This is a genomic window from uncultured Sulfitobacter sp., from assembly GCF_947497275.1.
Classification (GTDB): domain Bacteria; phylum Pseudomonadota; class Alphaproteobacteria; order Rhodobacterales; family Rhodobacteraceae; genus Sulfitobacter.
Window position 1 is genome coordinate 495,803 of the sequence record NZ_CANMFS010000003.1, and the last position, 18,222, is coordinate 514,024.

14 protein-coding genes are annotated in these 18,222 nt (G+C 62.6%); 9 read left to right on the forward strand and 5 right to left on the reverse strand.

Features of this window, described 5'->3' with window-relative positions:
• Positions 1 to 176 precede the first annotated feature (176 nt).
• A complete protein-coding gene (locus Q1A06_RS09160) occupies positions 177 to 608 on the forward strand; it encodes a DUF1489 domain-containing protein (protein ID WP_299561909.1) in 432 nt (143 codons plus the stop codon).
• On the opposite strand, the gene hisG is transcribed toward Q1A06_RS09160, so the two are convergent.
• From hisG to hisS, 3 genes are read right to left on the reverse strand one after another with little or no spacing between them, the layout of a single operon-like run.
• Positions 605 to 1,294 (reverse strand): ATP phosphoribosyltransferase, encoded by a 690-nt coding sequence (gene hisG / locus Q1A06_RS09165; protein ID WP_299561912.1) that lies wholly within the window; start codon positions 1,292 to 1,294, stop codon positions 605 to 607. The genes Q1A06_RS09160 and hisG overlap by 4 nt on opposite strands.
• The gene (locus Q1A06_RS09170; RefSeq protein WP_299561915.1) at positions 1,291 to 2,370 is read right to left on the reverse strand and encodes an ATP phosphoribosyltransferase regulatory subunit; all 1,080 of its coding nucleotides are present in this window, start codon (positions 2,368 to 2,370) and stop codon (positions 1,291 to 1,293) included. Before Q1A06_RS09170 ends, hisG begins: the two co-directional genes overlap by 4 nt.
• Positions 2,370 to 3,866 (reverse strand): histidine--tRNA ligase, encoded by a 1,497-nt coding sequence (hisS, locus tag Q1A06_RS09175; RefSeq protein WP_299561918.1) that lies wholly within the window; start codon positions 3,864 to 3,866, stop codon positions 2,370 to 2,372. The genes Q1A06_RS09170 and hisS overlap by 1 nt, the downstream gene beginning before the upstream one ends.
• Positions 3,867 to 3,989: 123 nt before the next feature.
• Here hisS and Q1A06_RS09180 point away from each other — a divergent pair, with 123 nt between their 5' ends.
• Positions 3,990 to 4,184 (forward strand): SlyX family protein, encoded by a 195-nt coding sequence (locus Q1A06_RS09180; protein WP_299561921.1) that lies wholly within the window; start codon positions 3,990 to 3,992, stop codon positions 4,182 to 4,184.
• An 18-nt stretch (positions 4,185 to 4,202) separates the two neighbouring features.
• Here Q1A06_RS09180 and Q1A06_RS09185 read toward each other — a convergent pair whose 3' ends face one another.
• Positions 4,203 to 5,078, reverse strand: coding sequence for a hypothetical protein (locus Q1A06_RS09185; protein ID WP_299561924.1), 876 nt, complete (start codon positions 5,076 to 5,078; stop codon positions 4,203 to 4,205).
• 104 nt (positions 5,079 to 5,182) lie between these two features.
• A complete protein-coding gene (gene dnaE / locus Q1A06_RS09190) occupies positions 5,183 to 8,695 on the reverse strand; it encodes a DNA polymerase III subunit alpha (protein WP_299561927.1) in 3,513 nt (1,170 codons plus the stop codon).
• A 224-nt stretch (positions 8,696 to 8,919) separates the two neighbouring features.
• Here dnaE and xdhA point away from each other — a divergent pair, with 224 nt between their 5' ends.
• Genes xdhA through Q1A06_RS09225 form a run of 7 tightly spaced genes read left to right on the forward strand, consistent with a single transcriptional unit; the run spans position 8,920 to position 18,175 of the window.
• A complete protein-coding gene (xdhA, locus tag Q1A06_RS09195) occupies positions 8,920 to 10,311 on the forward strand; it encodes a xanthine dehydrogenase small subunit (RefSeq protein ID WP_299561929.1) in 1,392 nt (463 codons plus the stop codon).
• Entirely contained in the window at positions 10,308 to 12,719 is a 2,412-nt protein-coding gene (xdhB, locus tag Q1A06_RS09200) for a xanthine dehydrogenase molybdopterin binding subunit (RefSeq protein WP_299561932.1), read from the forward strand. The genes xdhA and xdhB overlap by 4 nt, the downstream gene beginning before the upstream one ends.
• Positions 12,716 to 13,480: a xanthine dehydrogenase accessory protein XdhC gene (xdhC, locus tag Q1A06_RS09205; RefSeq protein WP_299561935.1), complete on the forward strand. Its 765-nt coding sequence runs from the start codon at positions 12,716 to 12,718 to the stop codon at positions 13,478 to 13,480. The genes xdhB and xdhC overlap by 4 nt, the downstream gene beginning before the upstream one ends.
• Complete coding sequence (locus Q1A06_RS09210) at positions 13,477 to 14,997, forward strand: ABC transporter ATP-binding protein (RefSeq protein WP_299561938.1); 1,521 nt, start codon at positions 13,477 to 13,479, stop codon at positions 14,995 to 14,997. The genes xdhC and Q1A06_RS09210 overlap by 4 nt, the downstream gene beginning before the upstream one ends.
• Positions 14,998 to 15,045: 48 nt before the next feature.
• Positions 15,046 to 16,128 carry an ABC transporter permease gene (locus Q1A06_RS09215; RefSeq protein ID WP_299561941.1) on the forward strand — a complete coding sequence of 361 codons (1,083 nt, stop codon included), beginning with the start codon at positions 15,046 to 15,048 and terminating at the stop codon, positions 16,126 to 16,128.
• Positions 16,128 to 17,048 carry an ABC transporter permease gene (locus tag Q1A06_RS09220; RefSeq protein WP_299562087.1) on the forward strand — a complete coding sequence of 307 codons (921 nt, stop codon included), beginning with the start codon at positions 16,128 to 16,130 and terminating at the stop codon, positions 17,046 to 17,048. The genes Q1A06_RS09215 and Q1A06_RS09220 overlap by 1 nt, the downstream gene beginning before the upstream one ends.
• Before the next feature lie 47 nt (positions 17,049 to 17,095).
• Positions 17,096 to 18,175, forward strand: a complete 1,080-nt coding sequence (locus Q1A06_RS09225) for a BMP family ABC transporter substrate-binding protein (RefSeq protein ID WP_299561944.1) — start codon at positions 17,096 to 17,098, stop codon at positions 18,173 to 18,175.
• The last annotated feature ends 47 nt before the right edge of the window (positions 18,176 to 18,222 follow it).

Here is an 18,222-nt window from a genome sequence, read left to right on the forward strand (position 1 = left end):
ATTCCTCGGGTTGGGGTCAGGACGGACGCGGAACATACTCCATCCTTCATAAAAGGCCACCGTTCATTGCAGTGCTGACGATGCGTCAGACCACCACAGTTTGCAGTTTGCGTGCTATAGGCTACCTTATATCGTAGCTCAGAAGTGAGTCTCTGGATAACATGGTGGGTAAGCCTGTGAGCAAGACCGTAAACCTGATAAAACTGTCCGTCGGCACGGAAAGCGTCGAAGACATGATGAACTGGCAACGCAACCGGTCCAAGCAGGTGACGGATGGGCAATACTACCATCTGACCCGCATGTGGCCCAAGCGGGTCGATGAAATTCTCAACGGCGGATCAATCTATTGGGTGATCAAGGGTGAAATTTCGGCGCGCCAGCGTGTGCTGCGGTTCGATGAAAAGATCGGGGCGGACGGAATCCGCCGGTGCGGCATCGTTCTGGATCACGAAGTGATTCCCACCGTCAACGCCCTGCGCCGCCCGTTTCAGGGTTGGCGGTACCTGACCGTCGAAGATGCGCCCGCCGATCTGCCCAAGGGCCGCAGCAAGGAAGATCCGCTGCCGGTGGAATTGAACCGGGCGCTGGCCGAGATCGGCGTGCTTTAGCCGAGCCTGCGCAGCAATTCGTGCAGGCTCGCGCGTTCCTCGCGGTTCAATGGTGCGGTGCGCGACTGCCAAAGCGTGGCTTGTGATCGCAGCATCAGCCCGTCACTCAGTATTTTGAGATGGTTCGCGCGCAGCGTCTCGCCGGTAGACGTGATGTCTGCAATCGCCTCGGCGGTCTCGTTCGCAACGGTGCCTTCTGTCGCACCCTGGCTGTCGACCAATGCATAGTCCGCCACGCCCGCCTCGCGCAGAAATTCACGCACGAGCCGATGGTACTTTGTCGCGATGCGCATACGGAACCCGTGCGTACGACGGAACGCGGCGGCGGCGGCATCGAGATCGTGCAACGTGTCGACGTCGATCCATGCCTTTGGCACCGCAAGGATCAGATCTGCATGCCCAAATCCCAGCTCTTCGACGCGCTTCACGCTCTGTTCCCACAGAACGAGCTTCTCATGCACCAGATCAGTACCGGTTACCCCTAGGTGGATGCGTCCAGCGGCCAGTTCGCGTGGAATTTCACCCGCCGACAGTAGCACAAGCGAGACGTTTTCGATGCCATCCACGGCACCTGCGTACTCTCGGTCGGATCCGCTGCGCGCCAGCGTTATACCGCGCGCACCAAACCACTGGAACGTCTTTTCCATCAGCCGCCCCTTTGACGGCACACCCAGTTTCACGGTCACACAACGCCCTCCAGCTCAAGGATCAGACCGGGCCGCAGAACCCCGCCCACCGCCGGAATCTCTGTGCCATCGCCCAAACGCCGCGTCAGCGCGTCGTAACGCCCGCCGGTCGCGAGCGGTGGCAGATCGGTCCGGTCGCGGGCTTTGAATCCGAAAACGAAACCGTCGTAATACTCCATCGAGGCACGGCCATAGCTGGCGTCGAACATCAGGCTGGCGACATCGATACCGCGCGCGGCAAGCGCATCCATCCGCGCCGAGACCCGCGCCACGGCTGGCACGATCGCGGGCAGATCGACGGACAGATCGTGCAACCGTGCCAGGGCATCCGGCATCGGTGCACCGATGTCCAGCAGCGCCTCGATCATCTGCACATCGCGCGCCTTGATCGGCGGAACCTTGGCGTCGTTCTTCAGCGCGGTGATGCGGGCTTCGATTTCACGGTGCGACCGCAATCCCACCAGCGGCGCATCACATGCGACCTTGCCCTCCAGCAGTGCCCGTCGGGCGGGCGATACCGGCGTCCGGCCCGCGAACTGCTCAAGAAGCGCACGAAAGCGCCGGGGCCGCCAGATGTGGCGCATCAGAGCTTCCTTACGCAACTGTGACGTTTGCAAACCCGCGACAACCGCCATCAACATACCGATATCGCCGGTGATCGCGCGCACCGGCAAATCGGCCAGCGCCCGCGAGATCAGCGCGAACACCTCGGCATCGCTGGCCGCCGGGTCATCACGCGCAAACACTTCATATCCCACCTGAACATATTCATTGGGCCGGTCCGCGTGACGCTCCTGACGGCGAAACACCTCGCCGGCATAGGTATACCGCGCCGGCTCCGCCCCGTCGGCCATATGCATCTGTACCACCGGTACGGTGAAATCGGGGCGCAGCATCTGCTCCCCGCGCAGCGCGTCTGACGTGACGTACGCGCGCGCGCGAATGTCCTCGCCGTAAAGATCCAGCAGAGTGCCCGCAGGTTGCAGCAGCGGCGGCTCGATGGCCTGCGCGCCGTGCGCTTCGAAATGCGCGCGCAAGGCAGCGGCCTTTGCATTCGTTTGGGCCCGCGTCGGCATCAGCGGTACAACTCCAGAATGGCCCGCACCTTCGCGACCAACTGATCACGGGGCACTTCGTATTGGCTCGGGCGGTCGCGCCACTCCTCAAGCGTCGCATCCTCGGCAATCTTGGCGCCCAGAACGAGGTCTTTGATCTGGACGACCCCTGCGGCATGTTCATCGCCGCCTTCGATCACCGCGACGGGGCTTTGCCGTCTGTCCGCGTATTTCAGCTGATTGCCGAAATTCTTGGGATTGCCAAGATACACTTCCGCACGGATGCCCGCCTGTCGCAGCTCGGCCACCATCGTCTGATAATCGGCCATGCGTGCCTTATCCATCACCGTGACCACCACCGGACCATGATCGGACGCGGCCATGCGCCCCTTGGCGTGAAGCGCCGCGAGCAGACGATCAACGCCGATGGAAACGCCAGTCGCCGGCACTTCCTGGCCGGTGAAACGCTTGACCAGATCGTCATAACGCCCGCCGCCCGCGACCGACCCGAAATTGCGCGGGCGGCCCTTCTCATCGGTGATCTCAAATGTCAGCTCCGCCTCGAACACCGGGCCGGTGTAATAGCCCAGCCCGCGTACGACGCTGGGGCCGATCTCGATCCGGTCGGGACCGTATCCCCCAGCGGCCAACAGCGCCGCGATGGTTTCAAGCTCTTCAACCCCATCAAGGCCAGTTGCGCTCTCACCGACGAGATCGCGCAGCCGCGCACAGGTCCCGGCTCCGTCGTCCCGTTTCGCCTGCATGAAGCCAATGATCACGTCGGCCTGCGCGGTATCAAGCCCCGCACCTTCGGTGAAATCGCCGCTCTCGTCCTTGCGCCCTGCCCCCAGCAGCGCGCGCACGCCGTCCAGCCCGAGACGGTCCAGCTTGTCGATGGCGCGCAGCACGATGCCACGCTCAGCCTCCTTGTCGTCGCCCGACAGACCTGCGACTTCCAACACCCCGTTCAACACCTTGCGGTTGTTCACCCGCACGATGTAGTCGCCGCGTTCGATCCCGACTTCCTCCAGACAATCGGCCAGCATCGCGCAGATCTCTGCATCCGCCGCAACCGACGACGCTCCGACAGTATCCGCGTCGCACTGGTAGAACTGCCGAAACCGCCCCGGACCCGGCTTTTCGTTGCGCCACACAGGCCCCATCGCGTAGCGGCGGTAGGGCGTCGGCAGATCATTGCGGTGTTGGGCATAGACCCGCGCCAGCGGCGCTGTCAGATCATAGCGCAGTGCCAACCAGTCGCCGGGTTTATCCGCTTCAGCGTCCTCCTGCCAGGCGAAAACGCCTGCGTTCGGGCGGTCCACATCGGGCAGAAACTTGCCCAGCGCCTCGACCCGCTCTACGCCCGAGCTTTCCAGCGCATCGAAGCCGTAGCGATGATAAACGTCCGCGATCCTGGCAAGCATCTCGGCGCGCTGCGTCACTTCAGCGCCGAAATAATCACGAAACCCCCGCGGCGTCTCGGCCTTTGGGCGCGGTGTCTTCTTTGGCTTGGCCATGACGGTCCTCTGCAACGAGATCTACTTGCGCCGAGCCTCTACCGGATGCGCGCCAGCGGGGCAAGCGCGCGCAACTATGCGCAGACCATTGCGCAGGCCGTCAAAGCGTCTTAGGTGCGGATCATGGAACAGCTTGAAGAAACAATCGCGCATCTTTCCCGGACGGTCGATGATCTTTCCGATATCGTCACGAAACAGCAGCGGGAGATTGATCGTTTGACGGCGCGTGTCGAAATGCTCATGCGCCGCGAAGGAGAGCGCGAAGCGGCCGGCAGCGGCGGGATCGTCATCGGGGACGAGCGTCCGCCGCACTACTGAACGCTGTCGCACGACGTCTCAGTTCAGTTTTTTCAGAGCCGCTGCAACGATGTCGCCGCCGTGGATCAGGAACTCTTTCCACTTACCGTTGTGTTCGTTGAATTCGTAGGCGCTTAAGAATGCCGTGTCTGCCTCGAGGCGGCCGATCTTGCCGCCGCAGGGTTTTGATTTGCCCGCGCGGCATACCTTAGATTTGATCCCGTCATACGCCTTGTCGGTTTCGGCATAGGGCAGGTTTCCGCCCGCCGGACCGAACCGCAACTGTTCGTAGAACGAGGGTGGTCCGAACAGCGCGTTTGCAGCGGTGAACTGGCGCGGGCAGTTGTCGCCAAAACCTGTCAGATAAAAAGTCCGTTTGCTCATGTTTCCGGGGTTGCTGTCATACAGAGCGATACCGCGCTTGCCGATCTGGGCGACCTTGTTGCCCAAAGACTTTCCCCGGGCGTCGCAGACCCGCGCGACCTCACCGAAGGCCAACACCGCCCCGAAAGGCACGTCGCGCGCATCGGGGCCGGAGTCCGCGCGCGCTTTTGTCCTGACCGGTTCTTCCTGTACCGGCGCAGCATCCGATTGGCGCTCGGGCGACGGCAGTGCTGCAAGTTTCTCTACCTCGTCATCCTGACTTTTTGCCCCGATACTACCGAAGAGACCCGCAAAAAGACCTCTATGTGCGGATTCCTGATTCTGCAGGGCATCGACGCCCTCGGGGATCTCGCCCTGTGCCGCTTCGGTGCCCAAAAAGCCTTCGCGCGCGACCTCTTCGGCATCGGGAAGCGCAGCCGCCACCGGATCAGTGGCGACGATATCGACATCCGAGAGCCGGTCTACGCCCGCTAACGGATCGCCGCATGCGGCAAGACCCAGACCAATGAATAACGCAGCAAATACCCTCATCAAAGATTCCCCCTCTTCCGCGTAAAGACTTAGCGTGGCGTCGGCGGCAGGTCCAGCAAACCACGGCGGGTCTCCGCTGACATCGGGTCAAGCTTCGCGCCTGATCAGATCTCTTCGACTTCCATCACCCCGCTCAAGGAGCGTATTGCGCCCTTGATTTGCGGCGTGACGGGAAATTCCGCACCGAGATCGACTTCAACCTCGCCGGGCAGGCCCGGATCCATAAGGCAAAGATGAACGGGCCCCTTCGCAGCAGCCTTGGCCGCATTGCGGGCCCCGCTCAGGACATCGGAAACAGCGGCAATCGCACCGGAGCTTTCGATGAAGATCCGCAGGCCCATGCCGCCCGCATCGCCCACCGCCGCGTCGATCGGCGTCACCGCGCGACCCAGCAGCTTGAGCTGATCCGATTCGAGCGTTGCCTCGACCGTGACGACGACCTTCGATCCGGTCTCCAGATGATCACGGCAAGCCTCCAGCGTGTCCGAGAACAACGTCACCTCATAGGCACCCGTGGTGTCCGACATCTGCGCAAAGGCAAAACGGTTGCCGCGCGCGGATTTGCGCTCTTGCCGTCCGGCCACGACACCCGCGAGCTTCGCAACCAGCGGGCCGTTCTGCGCCTTGTCCGTCAGCGCGTCCAGCGTGATCACCCCCTTGCGCTTAAGCGGCCCCATGTAGTCGTCCAGCGGATGGCCCGAAAGGTAAAAGCCGACCGCCTTGAACTCTTCGGTGAGGCGCTCGGCGGGCAACCAATCGTCGCAGGGCATCATGCGCGGCTCCGGCAGATCGTCGCCTGCTTCGCCGAACAGCGACACCTGATTGGATGATTTCTGTTCGTGGATCGCCGCCGAATAGGCGACCAGCCCATCCAGCGCGCCAAACACCCGGCGGCGGTTGCTATCGAGTTGATCGAAGGCACCGGACCGTGCCAGCATCTCAAGCGGCCGCTTGCCCACCCGTTTGAGATCGACGCGCCGCGCCACATCGAACAAAGTCGCAAAAGGCTTGTCGACGCCGTCGACACGGCGGCCTTCTGTGATCAGCTTCATCGCCTCGACGCCGACGTTCTTCAGCGCGCCCAGCGCATAGATAAGCGCGCCGTCCACCACCCGGAATGTCGCATCCGACCGGTTCACACAGGGCGGCACCCACGGCAGTTCAAGCCGCTTGCGCACCTCTTCGAAATACACCGCCAGCTTGTCGGTGAGGTGGATATCGCAATTCATCACACCGGCCATGAACTCGACCGGGTGGTTCGCCTTGAGCCATGCCGTCTGGTAGCTGACGACCGCATAGGCCGCGGCATGCGATTTGTTGAAACCGTAGTTGGCGAATTTTTCCAGAAGATCGAAAACCTCCGACGCCTTTTTCTTGTCGACGCCATTCTCCATGGCACCTTTCTCGAACTTGGGCCGCTCCTTGGCCATCTCTTCGGCGATCTTCTTGCCCATCGCACGGCGCAGCAGGTCGGCACCGCCAAGGCTATAGCCCGCCATGACCTGCGCGATCTGCATCACCTGTTCCTGATAGACGATGATACCCTGCGTTTCCTCCAGAATATGGTCGATCGACGGGTGGACGCTCTCGCGTTCTTTCAACCCGTTCTTGACCTCGCAATAGGTCGGGATGTTTTCCATCGGGCCGGGGCGATACAGCGCAACAAGCGCCACGATGTCCTCGATGCAGGTCGGTTTCATGCGCTTGAGCGCATCCATCATGCCCGAGCTTTCCACCTGGAACACTGCCACGGTCTTTGCCGCCGCATACAGCTTGTAGGACGCCTCGTCATCCAGCGGGATGGTGGCGATATCATCTTCCAGCCCCTCGGGCGGCACGAACAACTCCGTCCCGTCGGATGCAATGTGAAGATGCCGTCCAGACGCCTTGATCTGGTCCACGGCGTTCTGGATCACGGTAAGCGTTTTCAGGCCCAGAAAGTCGAACTTCACCAGCCCCGCCTGCTCGACCCATTTCATGTTGAACTGCGTCGCGGGCATGTCGGACCGTGGATCCTGATAGAGCGGCACCAGCGCGTCAAGCGGCCGGTCCCCGATCACCACACCGGCGGCATGGGTGGACGCGTTGCGCAGCAGGCCTTCCACTTGCTGACCATATTCCAGCAGCCGCGCGACGACCTCCTCGTTGCGCGCTTCCTCGCGCAAGCGCGGCTCGTCCGCCAACGCCTTTTCGATGGATACGGGTTTGACCCCTTCCACCGGGATCATTTTCGACAGCCGGTCCACCTGTCCGTATGGCATCTGCAACACGCGCCCGATGTCGCGCACGGCGGCCTTGGACAAAAGCGCGCCGAAGGTGATGATCTGCCCCACCTTGTCGCGCCCGTATTTGTCCTGAACATAGCGAATGACTTCTTCACGCCGGTCCATGCAGAAGTCGATGTCGAAATCGGGCATCGAGACGCGTTCGGGGTTCAAGAACCGTTCGAACAGCAGCGAATAGCGCAGCGGGTCCAGGTCCGTGATCAGCAAAGCATAGGCCACGAGACTACCGGCACCCGACCCACGGCCCGGTCCCACCGGGATGCCCTGGTCCTTCGCCCATTTGATGAAATCGGCAACGATCAGGAAATAGCCCGGAAATCCCATACCCTCGATGATGCCCAGCTCGAACTCCAGCCGTTCCTCATAGACCGACACCGCCGCCGCATGCGGAATGATCGCAAGGCGCGCGCGCAGCCCCTCCTGCGCCTGACGGCGCAATTCGGCCACCTCGTCATCGGCAAACTTCGGCAGGATCGGATCGCGGCGGTACGCCTGAAAAGCACACCGCCGGGCGATCTCGACGGTGTTCTCGATGGCCTCCGGCAGATCGGCAAACAGTGTGACCATCTCCGCCTGCGATTTGAAGTAATGCTGCGGCGTAAGGCGACGACGCTCCCGCTGCTGATCGACATAGGCGCCTTCCGCGATGCAGATCAAAGCGTCATGCGCCTCATACATCTGCGTTTTCCGGAAATAGACATCGTTGGTCGCCACCAGAGGAATGTCCATCGCATAAGCCATCTCGACGAACCCCCGCTCCGTCAGCTTTTCGGCGTCCGGCAATCCGTCGTCGCCCGGATGGCGCTGTAATTCGACGTAGAGTCGATCCGAGAATATCCTGTGCAACTCGCGCATCAGCGCCTCTGCGGCGGGGCGTTGGCCGCCATGCAACAACATGCCCACCGGCCCTGTCGAACCGCCCGTTAGGCAAATCACATCGCCCGCGTTCTCGGCCAGTTGCGCCAGCGTCACCTGCGGCAGCGCCCCGCCCTTGTCCACATACAGACAGGTGTTCAGCTTCATCAGATGCGCATAGCCGCGCTCGGTCTGCGCCAGAAGAACCACAGGCGCAGGCGCGCGCGGCTTTTCCCCCGGCCCGGTCTGAACATATTTCAGATCCACCTGACAGCCGATGATCGGCTGGATCCCCGCCCCCGACATCGCGACGGAAAATTCCAGTGCTGCAAACATGTTGTTGGTATCGGTCAGCGCCAGCGCAGGCATATCCGCCTGCGCAGCCATATCGGGCAGCTTTTTCAGCCGCAGCGCCCCTTCCAGCAAAGAGTATTCTGAGTGGGTGCGCAGGTGAATGAATCGGGAGGCTTGTGTCATGTCGCCAGTCTTATGGCAGATCTGCCGTGCACTCTACCGCCAAACACGACATTTGCGCGCCTCAATCCGCAGCACACAGCGGACAAGTTCGCCCCGTAGACCCGCTTGCCCTTGCCAAACCGCGCAGCTGCCCTTTAGCGTAAAACCGCGCCCGCGCTCTACGCCGCATCGAACGCCGGGCGCACATGATGAACTGAGTTTGGTATCGCGGCGGGGTCATCCCCATGAACACTTCCTTCTTGCTGAACGCAGAGCCTGTCACCGTGGCAGGCCTGTCACCCACGACGACACTTCTGGACTGGCTGCGCGACACCCGGGGGCTGACCGGTACCAAGGAAGGGTGCAACGAAGGCGACTGTGGGGCCTGTACCGTGATGGTAACGGACGAACACGGGGCTGCACCGCTCAACGCCTGCATCCTGTTCCTGCCGCAACTAGACGGCAAACACGTCACCACAGTCGAAGGGCTTAGCACCTCCGACGGCGCGCTGCATCCCGTACAGGATGCCATGATCACCCATCACGGCAGCCAATGCGGCTTTTGCACGCCTGGCTTCATCATGAGTATGGCCACCGCGCACCTCAACGGTGAGACCGATTATGATACGGCGCTTGCGGGCAACCTGTGTCGGTGCACCGGCTACGCGCCGATCGTACGCGCGGCCAAAGCCGCCGCAGCCCTGCCGGTCCCACCCCGCCTATTTTCTTTGGCTGAAAATATCCCGGGGGAGCAGCCAGAGGCTGCGGGGGCAGCGCCCCCTTCCTCCCACCACCCCCGCACATCGGATAATTTGGCCGCCCTCTATGCCGCGAATCCCGATGCAACCCTGATCGCGGGGGCCACAGATGTGGGGCTATGGGTCACAAAGCAGTTGCGCGATCTGGACACACCCATCTTTCTCAATCAATGCGCCGATCTGCGCGGCGTCACTGACGTACCGGACGACTGGCGGATCGGCGCGGCGACGACAATCGCGGAAGTCGAGCAATTCTTCACGCCACTTTTTCCAGGCCTTGGCACGCTGCTGCGCCGCTACGGCTCCGCTCAGGTGCGCGCGGCGGCGACGCTGGGCGGCAACATCGCGAACGGCTCGCCCATCGGGGACGGCAGCCCGGCGATGATCGCGCTTGGTGCAACGCTACATCTGCGGCACGGCGCTACCCGCCGCACACTACCGGTAGAAGACTTTTTCCTCGCCTACGGCAAACAGAACCGCCGCCCGGGGGAGTTCGTCGAAGCGATCACGATTCCAAAACAGGAGGATACGCTCCACTGTTTCAAGATCTCCAAGCGCTTCGATCAGGACATATCCGCCGTCTGCGCCTGCCTGAACCTCCCGGTGCGGGATGGGTTCTTTGCGGGTGTCCGGCTCGCCTTTGGCGGAATGGCCGGCACGCCCGCCCGCGCGTCGGGCGCCGAAGCGGCGATGGAGGGGCGGCCGGTGACGCGGGAAACGATCGATGCCGCGATGGCCGCACTTGCGCTGGACTTCAGCCCGATGTCGGACATGCGCGCCTCGGCTCCCTACCGGATGCAGACCGCGCAGAACATGCTGCTGCGCGCCTTTCACACGCTGGACGGGGCGCTGACGGATGTGCACGAGGTGCAGGCGTGAGCGTTGCAAAACCACTGCCCCACGACGCCGCAGCTCTGCATGTGACCGGTGCCGCGCGGTACGTCGATGACATACCGACCCCGACGGGTACACTTTATCTGGCCTTCGGACTGAGCGAGACAGCCCGCGGAACGCTGGTGTCGATAAACCTCGACGCGGTCAGATCGGCGGCCGGTGTCGTGGACGTTCTGACTGCTGCCGACCTGCCCTTCGCCAACGATGTGTCGCCGTCCAACCATGACGAGCCGCTGCTGGCCACGGACCGCGTGCACTATGTCGGTCAGCCGCTTTTCCTGGTGATCGCCACGACGCATCTGGCCGCACGGCATGCGGCGCGGCGCGGCGCCATCGACATCAAGGCAGAAACCCCCATCCTCTCCATCGAAGACGCGCTTGCCGCCGACAGCAGGTTCGAGGACGGGCCGCGTGTGTATGCCAAAGGCGAAGCTACCGCCGCCCTTGCGCGGGCCCCGCACCGCCTTGGCGGCAGCATCGACATCGGCGGGCAGGAGCACTTCTACCTCGAAGGTCAGGCCGCCCTTGCTCTGCCCGAAGAGGACGGCGACATGCGTGTCCACTCCTCCACCCAGCACCCGACCGAAATCCAGCATAAGGTCGCCGAAGCCATCGGGCGTCCGATGCACGCCGTGCGGGTCGAGACGCGGCGGATGGGCGGCGGTTTCGGTGGCAAGGAAAGCCAGGGGAATGCGCTGGCCGTGGCCTGTGCCGTTGCTGCGGTCCGCACGGGCAAGCCCTGCAAGATGCGCTACGACCGCGACGATGATATGATCATTACCGGCAAGCGGCACGATTTTCGCATTGATTACAGCGTGGGATTTGACGCGGAAGGCCGAATTTCCGCCGTCGACTTCACCCACTACGCGCGCTGCGGCTGGGCGATGGATCTGAGCCTTCCGGTGGCCGACCGCGCGATGTTGCACGCTGACAACGCCTATTTGCTGGAAAACGCGCGGATCACCTCGCACCGGCTCAAGACGAATACTCAAAGCGCCACCGCCTTTCGCGGCTTTGGCGGGCCTCAGGGGATCGTCGGGATCGAGCGGGTGATGGACCATATCGCCCAGCATCTGGGCCGCGATCCGCTCGATGTGCGCCGGGCCAACTACTACGCCGATCTCATCGCGCCGGACGAGGCGACCGAAACGCGGCCCCCTGCCGCAGCGCCCGATAACGCCGATCTGGCCAGCAGGGGGGCGCAGGCTGTCGTCTCGGAAAACCAAACCGCACCGGAGCCGCCAGAAGGCGTCCAGACCACGCCTTACCACCAGCCGGTGACGGACTGCATCATCAACGCCATCACCGATCGGTTGATCGAAACCGCCCGGTACCAAGAGCGCCGCCGCGCGATACAGGACTGGAACGAAGCCCAACCGGTCCTGAAACGCGGCATCGCGCTCACACCGGTCAAGTTCGGCATTTCCTTCACGCTGACCCACCTCAATCAGGCTGGTGCGCTGGTGCATGTCTATCAGGACGGCTCGATCCACCTAAACCACGGCGGTACGGAAATGGGGCAAGGTCTGTTCCAGAAGGTGGCCCAGGTCGCCGCCGCACGCTTTGGCGTGCCGCTAAGGACGGTGCGTATCACCGCCACTGATACGGGCAAGGTGCCTAACACCTCTGCAACGGCGGCAAGCTCGGGCAGCGATCTGAACGGAATGGCCGTGCAAAATGCCTGCGACATCATCCGCGACCGGATGGCCGCCCATCTCGCACTGCGGCACGGCGACAGTGCCGACAATGTGCGTTTTGTTGACGGTCAGGTCCATGTGGCAGGGCAAACGATCACCTTCGCGCAGGCGGCACAGCAGACTTATGAGGCGCGCGTCAGCCTGTCCTCGACCGGCTTTTACAAAACACCGGACATCCAGTGGGACCGGATCGCGGGCCGTGGCAGGCCATTCTATTATTTCGCCTACGGTGCGGCGATAAGCGAGGTCGTGATCGACACGCTGTCGGGCGAGTACCGGATTTTGCGCGCGGATCTGCTGCATGATGCCGGCGCGTCCCTCAACCCCGCCATCGACATCGGCCAGATCGAGGGTGGATATGTGCAGGGCGCGGGCTGGCTGACTACGGAGGAACTGGTGTGGGACGACAAGGGTCGCCTACAGACCCATGCACCCTCGACCTACAAGATCCCCGCCTGTTCGGACAGACCGCGGGTGTTCAACGTGGACTTGTGGGACCAACCGAACCCTTCACAAACGGTCTACCGCTCCAAGGCTGTCGGAGAGCCGCCATTGATGCTTGGCATATCCGCCTACGCAGCCCTTGCCGACGCGGTGCGGGCCTGCGGCCCGGCGTACGGTGATCTGCAAACACCGGCAACGGCAGAGGCGGTGCTGGCGGCAGTTGGCAGGGCACGCGGGGAGACATCGCGGTGAGCGCGATCTACATCGAGATCGCGGCGACGCGCGGATCCGCCCCGCGCGACGCCGGTACCGTCATGCGCGTAACCGCGACCGACTGTGCGGGAACCATCGGCGGTGGCGCGCTTGAATATCGCGCCATCGCCACCGCGCGCCGCATGTTGGTTGCGAACCGGACGAGCCATATGGAGACATACCCGCTTGGCCCCGGACTGGGCCAGTGCTGTGGCGGCAGCGTTACGCTGAGCTACGGCCACGATGGCCGGACAGTGGATGTAGCGCATCGATGCGAGCTGAAATCGGTCCGCCCGCCTGCCCGCCCTGTGGCACTTTGGATATGGGGCGCGGGCCACGTCGGACGGGCGGTCATCGACTGCTGTCCCGCCAATGCATTTGACATCACATGGATCGACAGCGCCGCTGATCGGTTTCCTGACGCTGTGCCACCTTATGTTACGCAAATCCCCGTCGCCGACATGCCGCGCCTTGCGCGTCGCGCGCCGCAGGGTGCCCATCATCTGATTTTCACGTACTCCCACGATATCGATCTGGCGCTTTGTGCAGCCCTGTTGAAAAGCGGAGCCAGACAGATCGGTCTGATCGGATCCGCAACCAAACGGGCGCGGTTCGAGCGGCGTTTGCGCGCCGCAGGTCTCGATCCGACGCCGATCACCTGCCCGATCGGCGATAAAAAGCTTGGCAAAGCGCCCCATGAAATTGCACATGGCACCATCAATGCGCTTCTGGCGCTGGCACACGGGGAAGTTTCCGCATGACCCAGACACCGCTGCTGTCCCTGACCGGCCTGACCAAGGCCTATCCCGGCGTGGTTGCCAACGACAATGTCTCGCTACAGATCGCGCCCGGCGAGGTCCACGCCCTGCTGGGCGAAAACGGCGCGGGCAAATCGACGCTGGTCAAGATGATCTATGGGCTGGTGAAGCCCGACAGCGGCACGATGCATATGAACGGGGCGGAGTTTGCGCCGGCAGAGCCACGCGCGGCAAGAGCGGCGGGCGTGGGCATGGTGTTTCAGCATTTCTCGCTTTTCGATGCGATGACCGTTGCGGAAAACATTGCGTTGGGGATGGAGAACGCGCCAAAGCTGGGCGCGCTTTCGGCGCAAATCACCGCAGTTTCCGAAACTTACGGCCTGCCGCTGTCGCCCGACCGGATTGTGGGCGATCTCTCTGCCGGAGAGCGACAGCGCGTCGAGATCATTCGCTGTCTGTTGCAGGATCCCAAGCTGTTGATCATGGACGAACCGACATCGGTGCTGACCCCGCAGGAGGTCGAGATCCTGTTTACTACCCTGCGCAAGCTCAGTGCGGACGGCACCGCGATCCTGTATATTTCGCACAAGCTCGAAGAGATCCGCAGCCTGTGCGACAGCGCCACGATCCTGCGGCTGGGCAAGGTTGTAGGCGCGTGCGTTCCGCGCGACACGACAGCGCGCGACATGGCGGAAATGATGGTGGGCAAACTGTTGCAGACGCCCACGCGCACGCCCCATGCGAAAGGCGAGATCGTGTTGCAGCTCAAGGATCTGAAGGCGCCCGCGCCCAATGCGTTCGGCATGGCGCTCAAGGGCATCAGCGTGGATTTACGCGCGGGCGAAATCCTTGGAATCGGCGGCGTCGCGGGCAACGGACAGGACGAGCTTCTTGCCGCGCTTTCGGGCGAACGCCCTGTCGCGGGGGGTATGCTTCTGCACAGCGGCGACGACATCGGGGGGCTCGGTCCGACCAAGCGGCGTGCGCGCGGTATCCTTGCCGCCCCCGAAGAGCGGATGGGCCATGCCGCCGTGCCCGACATGTCGCTGACCGAGAATGCGATGCTCACCGGCGCCGCGCGCGAGGGATTGGACCGGCGCGGGTTCCTTGACTGGTCCGCCGCCACACGGTTTGCCCAATCCGTCATCGACACTTTCGACGTGCGCACCCCCGGCCCGCAGGCTGCGGCGCGGTCGCTATCGGGCGGGAACCTCCAGAAATTCGTGATCGGGCGCGAGGTCCTGCAGCGCCCCGAGGTATTCGTCGTCAATCAGCCGACATGGGGTGTGGATGCCTCCGCCGCTGCGGCCATCCGGCAGGCGTTGCTGGATCTGGCCGAAACCGGCACGGCGCTAATCGTGATTTCGCAAGACCTCGACGAGTTGATGGAAATATCCGACCGGTTCTGTGCACTCAACGAAGGGCGGTTATCAGAGCCGCGCGAGGCGCAGGGCATAACTGTCGAGGAGATCGGTCTGATGATGGGTGGCGCGCATGGCATGGAGGTGGCGCATGTCTGAGCCTAAGGCCCATGCCACGCCATTACCAACGGAAACGGAAGACATGACATGATCACCCTCGTAAAGCGCCCCGAACCAAGCCGGGCCTTCTCGCTCGCCGCGCCCCTGCTCGCCGTGCTGGCGACGATGGTTTTCGGCGGGCTGCTTTTCGCGGCACTGGGCAAGGACCCGGTCCTTGCGATCCGGACGATCTTCTGGGAGCCGCTCTTTGGCGAGTTCGCGTTTTTCTACCGCCCCCAATTGTTGATCAAGGGTGCGCCGCTGGTGCTCATCGCCATCGGCCTCAGTCTCGGGTTCAAGGCGGGGATCTGGAACATCGGGGCCGAGGGGCAATACATCATGGGCGCGCTCTTCGGTGCGGGCGCAGGGCTGGCGTTCTATCCCGCCGACAGTGTTTTGATCTTCCCGCTGATGGTGCTGGCGGGGGCGCTTGGCGGCTGGATCTGGGCCATGATACCGGCGGTTTTGAAGGTCAAATTCGGCACCAACGAAATTCTCGTTTCGCTCATGCTGGTGTATGTGGCAGAACAGTTTTTGGCGTCCATGTCTCTGGGATTGCTGAAAAATCCAGAAGGATTCGGATTTCCTGGCAGTCGCAACCTGCAACAATACGCCAGCGCCCACAACGCCGAACTGATCACTGGAACCGGCATGCACTGGGGCGTCGTGGCGGCATTCGTCGCCGTGATCTTTGCCTATGTCCTGCTCGCGCGCCACCGTCTTGGATTTGCCATCCGCGTCACCGGCGAGGCACCGCGCGCCGCCAAGTTCTCTGGCGTCGATCCCGCGCGGCTGGTGCTGTTCTGCCTCGGCACGTCCGGGCTTCTGGCCGGTCTGGCGGGCATGTTCGAGGTGGCAGGCCCCTCCGGTCAGGTGACGATTGATTTCAACGTGGGCTACGGCTTTACCGCGATTATCGTGGCATTTCTGGGTCGTCTACATCCGGTAGGGATCCTGTTGGCCGGAGGCCTCATGGCGCTGACCTACATCGGCGGCGACATCGCGCAATCCAAACTGGGACTGCCCGCAGCGGCTATTCAGGTGTTTCAGGGGATGCTGCTGTTCTTTCTGCTGGCCTTCGATCTCTTCACCAATTACCGGCTGCGTCCGGGCCGCGCGGAGGTGGTATGATGGATCTATCTGCTATCAATCCGCTGCTGTTCATCGCCGGCTTCTTCGTCGCCGCCACACCGTTGATCTTTGCCGCTATCGGCGAGCTGGTCGTCGAGCGGACGGGCGTGCTGAACCTCGGTGTCGAGGGCATGATGATCATGGGCGCGATCTGCGGCTTTGCCACCGCTGTCGAAACCGGATCGCCGCTTCTGGGTTTTGCGGCGGCGGCTTTGGGCGGCGCGGCACTCAGCTTGCTGTTCGCGTTTCTGACTCAGGTGATGCTGGCCAATCAGGTCGCTTCCGGGCTCGCGCTGACCCTTTTCGGTCTCGGGTTTTCGGCGCTGTTGGGCCAGAGTTATGTTGGGATCAAGCCCCCACGCCTGGGTGATATCGACTTTGGCCCTCTGGCGGATATTCCGGTGGTAGGGCCCATCCTGCTCAGCCACGACATCATCGTATATCTAGGCATCGCCCTTGTCGTGGCGGTCTGGGCGACGCTGAAATTCACCCGTGCGGGACTGGTCCTGCGGGCCGTGGGCGAAAACCACGATGCTGCGCACGCGCTGGGGTTCAAGGTCAAACGCATCCGCACGCTGGCGATCATGTTCGGCGGTGCCTGCGCGGGAGTGGGCGGCGCCTACATCAGTCTGATCCGCGTGCCGCAGTGGACCGAAGGGATGACCGCCGGTGTTGGCTGGATCGCGCTCGCGCTGGTTGTGTTCGCAAGCTGGCGTCCGTTCCGGGTGTTGCTGGGTGCCTATCTTTTTGGCGGTCTGGTTCAATTGCAGCTCAATCTGCAAGGCGTAGGCGTTGCCATTCCCGTCGAATATCTGGCAATGTCGCCCTATGTCATCACGATCGTGGTGCTGGTCGTACTGTCACGCGACAGCAACCGCGCACCCGGATCGCTTGGCCGCATATTCCATGCCTCGCATTGAGGCGCAAACCGCCTGAGAGCGGATACAATCCACTGGGGAGATACCACATGACGTTCATGAAACTGCTGGCCAGCGCGGCGCTGGTTGCGGGCATGGCCACGGCCGCCTTTGCTGAAAGCCACGGAAAGACAAAGGTCGGATTTGTTTATGTCGGGCCGGTCGGTGATGGCGGCTGGACGTATGAGCACAACGAAGGCCGTCTGGCCGTCGAGGAAGAGTTCGGCGACAAGGTCGAGACCGTGTTCGTTGAATCAGTGGCCGAGGGCCCGGATTCTGAGCGTGTAATGACCCAGATGGCACTCGACGGGGCCGACCTGATCTTTACCACCTCGTTCGGCTATATGGACCCGACGATCAACGTCGCGGCGAAATTCCCCGATGTAAAGTTCGAGCACGCGACCGGCTACAAGCGCGCGGATAACGTCTCGACCTATTCGGCGCGTTTCTACGAAGGCCGCGCGATTCAGGGCCACATTGCGGGCAAGATGACCGAGAGCAACATCGTGGGCTATATCGGATCCTATCCGATCCCCGAAGTGATCCGTGGCATTAACTCCGCGTTCATCCACGCGCGCAAGGTCAACCCCGATGTGCAGTTCAAGATCGTCTGGGCCTACACATGGTTTGATCCCGCCAAGGAAGCGGACGCCGCCAAGGTTCTGATCGAACAAGGCGCGGACGTGATCTTGCAACACACCGATTCCACCGCGCCGCAGGCGGCGGCACAGGAAGCGGGCAATGTCGTGACATTTGGTCAGGCGTCCGACATGGCGCAATTCGCGCCCTTCCCGCGCGTGTCGTCGATCATCGACGATTGGGCGCCCTATTACATCGCGCGCACCAAGGCCGTGATGGACGGCACCTGGGAAAGCAAGGACACATGGGACGGCATCGGTGCGGGCATGGTCGGCATCGGCGAGATCACCGATGCGGTACCTGCCGACGTGAAGGACGAGGCGCTGGCGCTCAAGGCGTCCATCGCCGACGGCTCCTATCACCCGTTCACCGGTCCGCTGAAAAAGCAGGACGGCAGTGATTTCCTGGCCGAAGGCGAGACAGCGGATGACGGAACGCTTGCAGGGATGAACTTCTATGTCGAAGGCATCGAAGGCGACATTCCGCAGTAAACTCTGCGGCATTCCAGATCAGGCTCCGCCCCGGCGGGGCCTTTTTC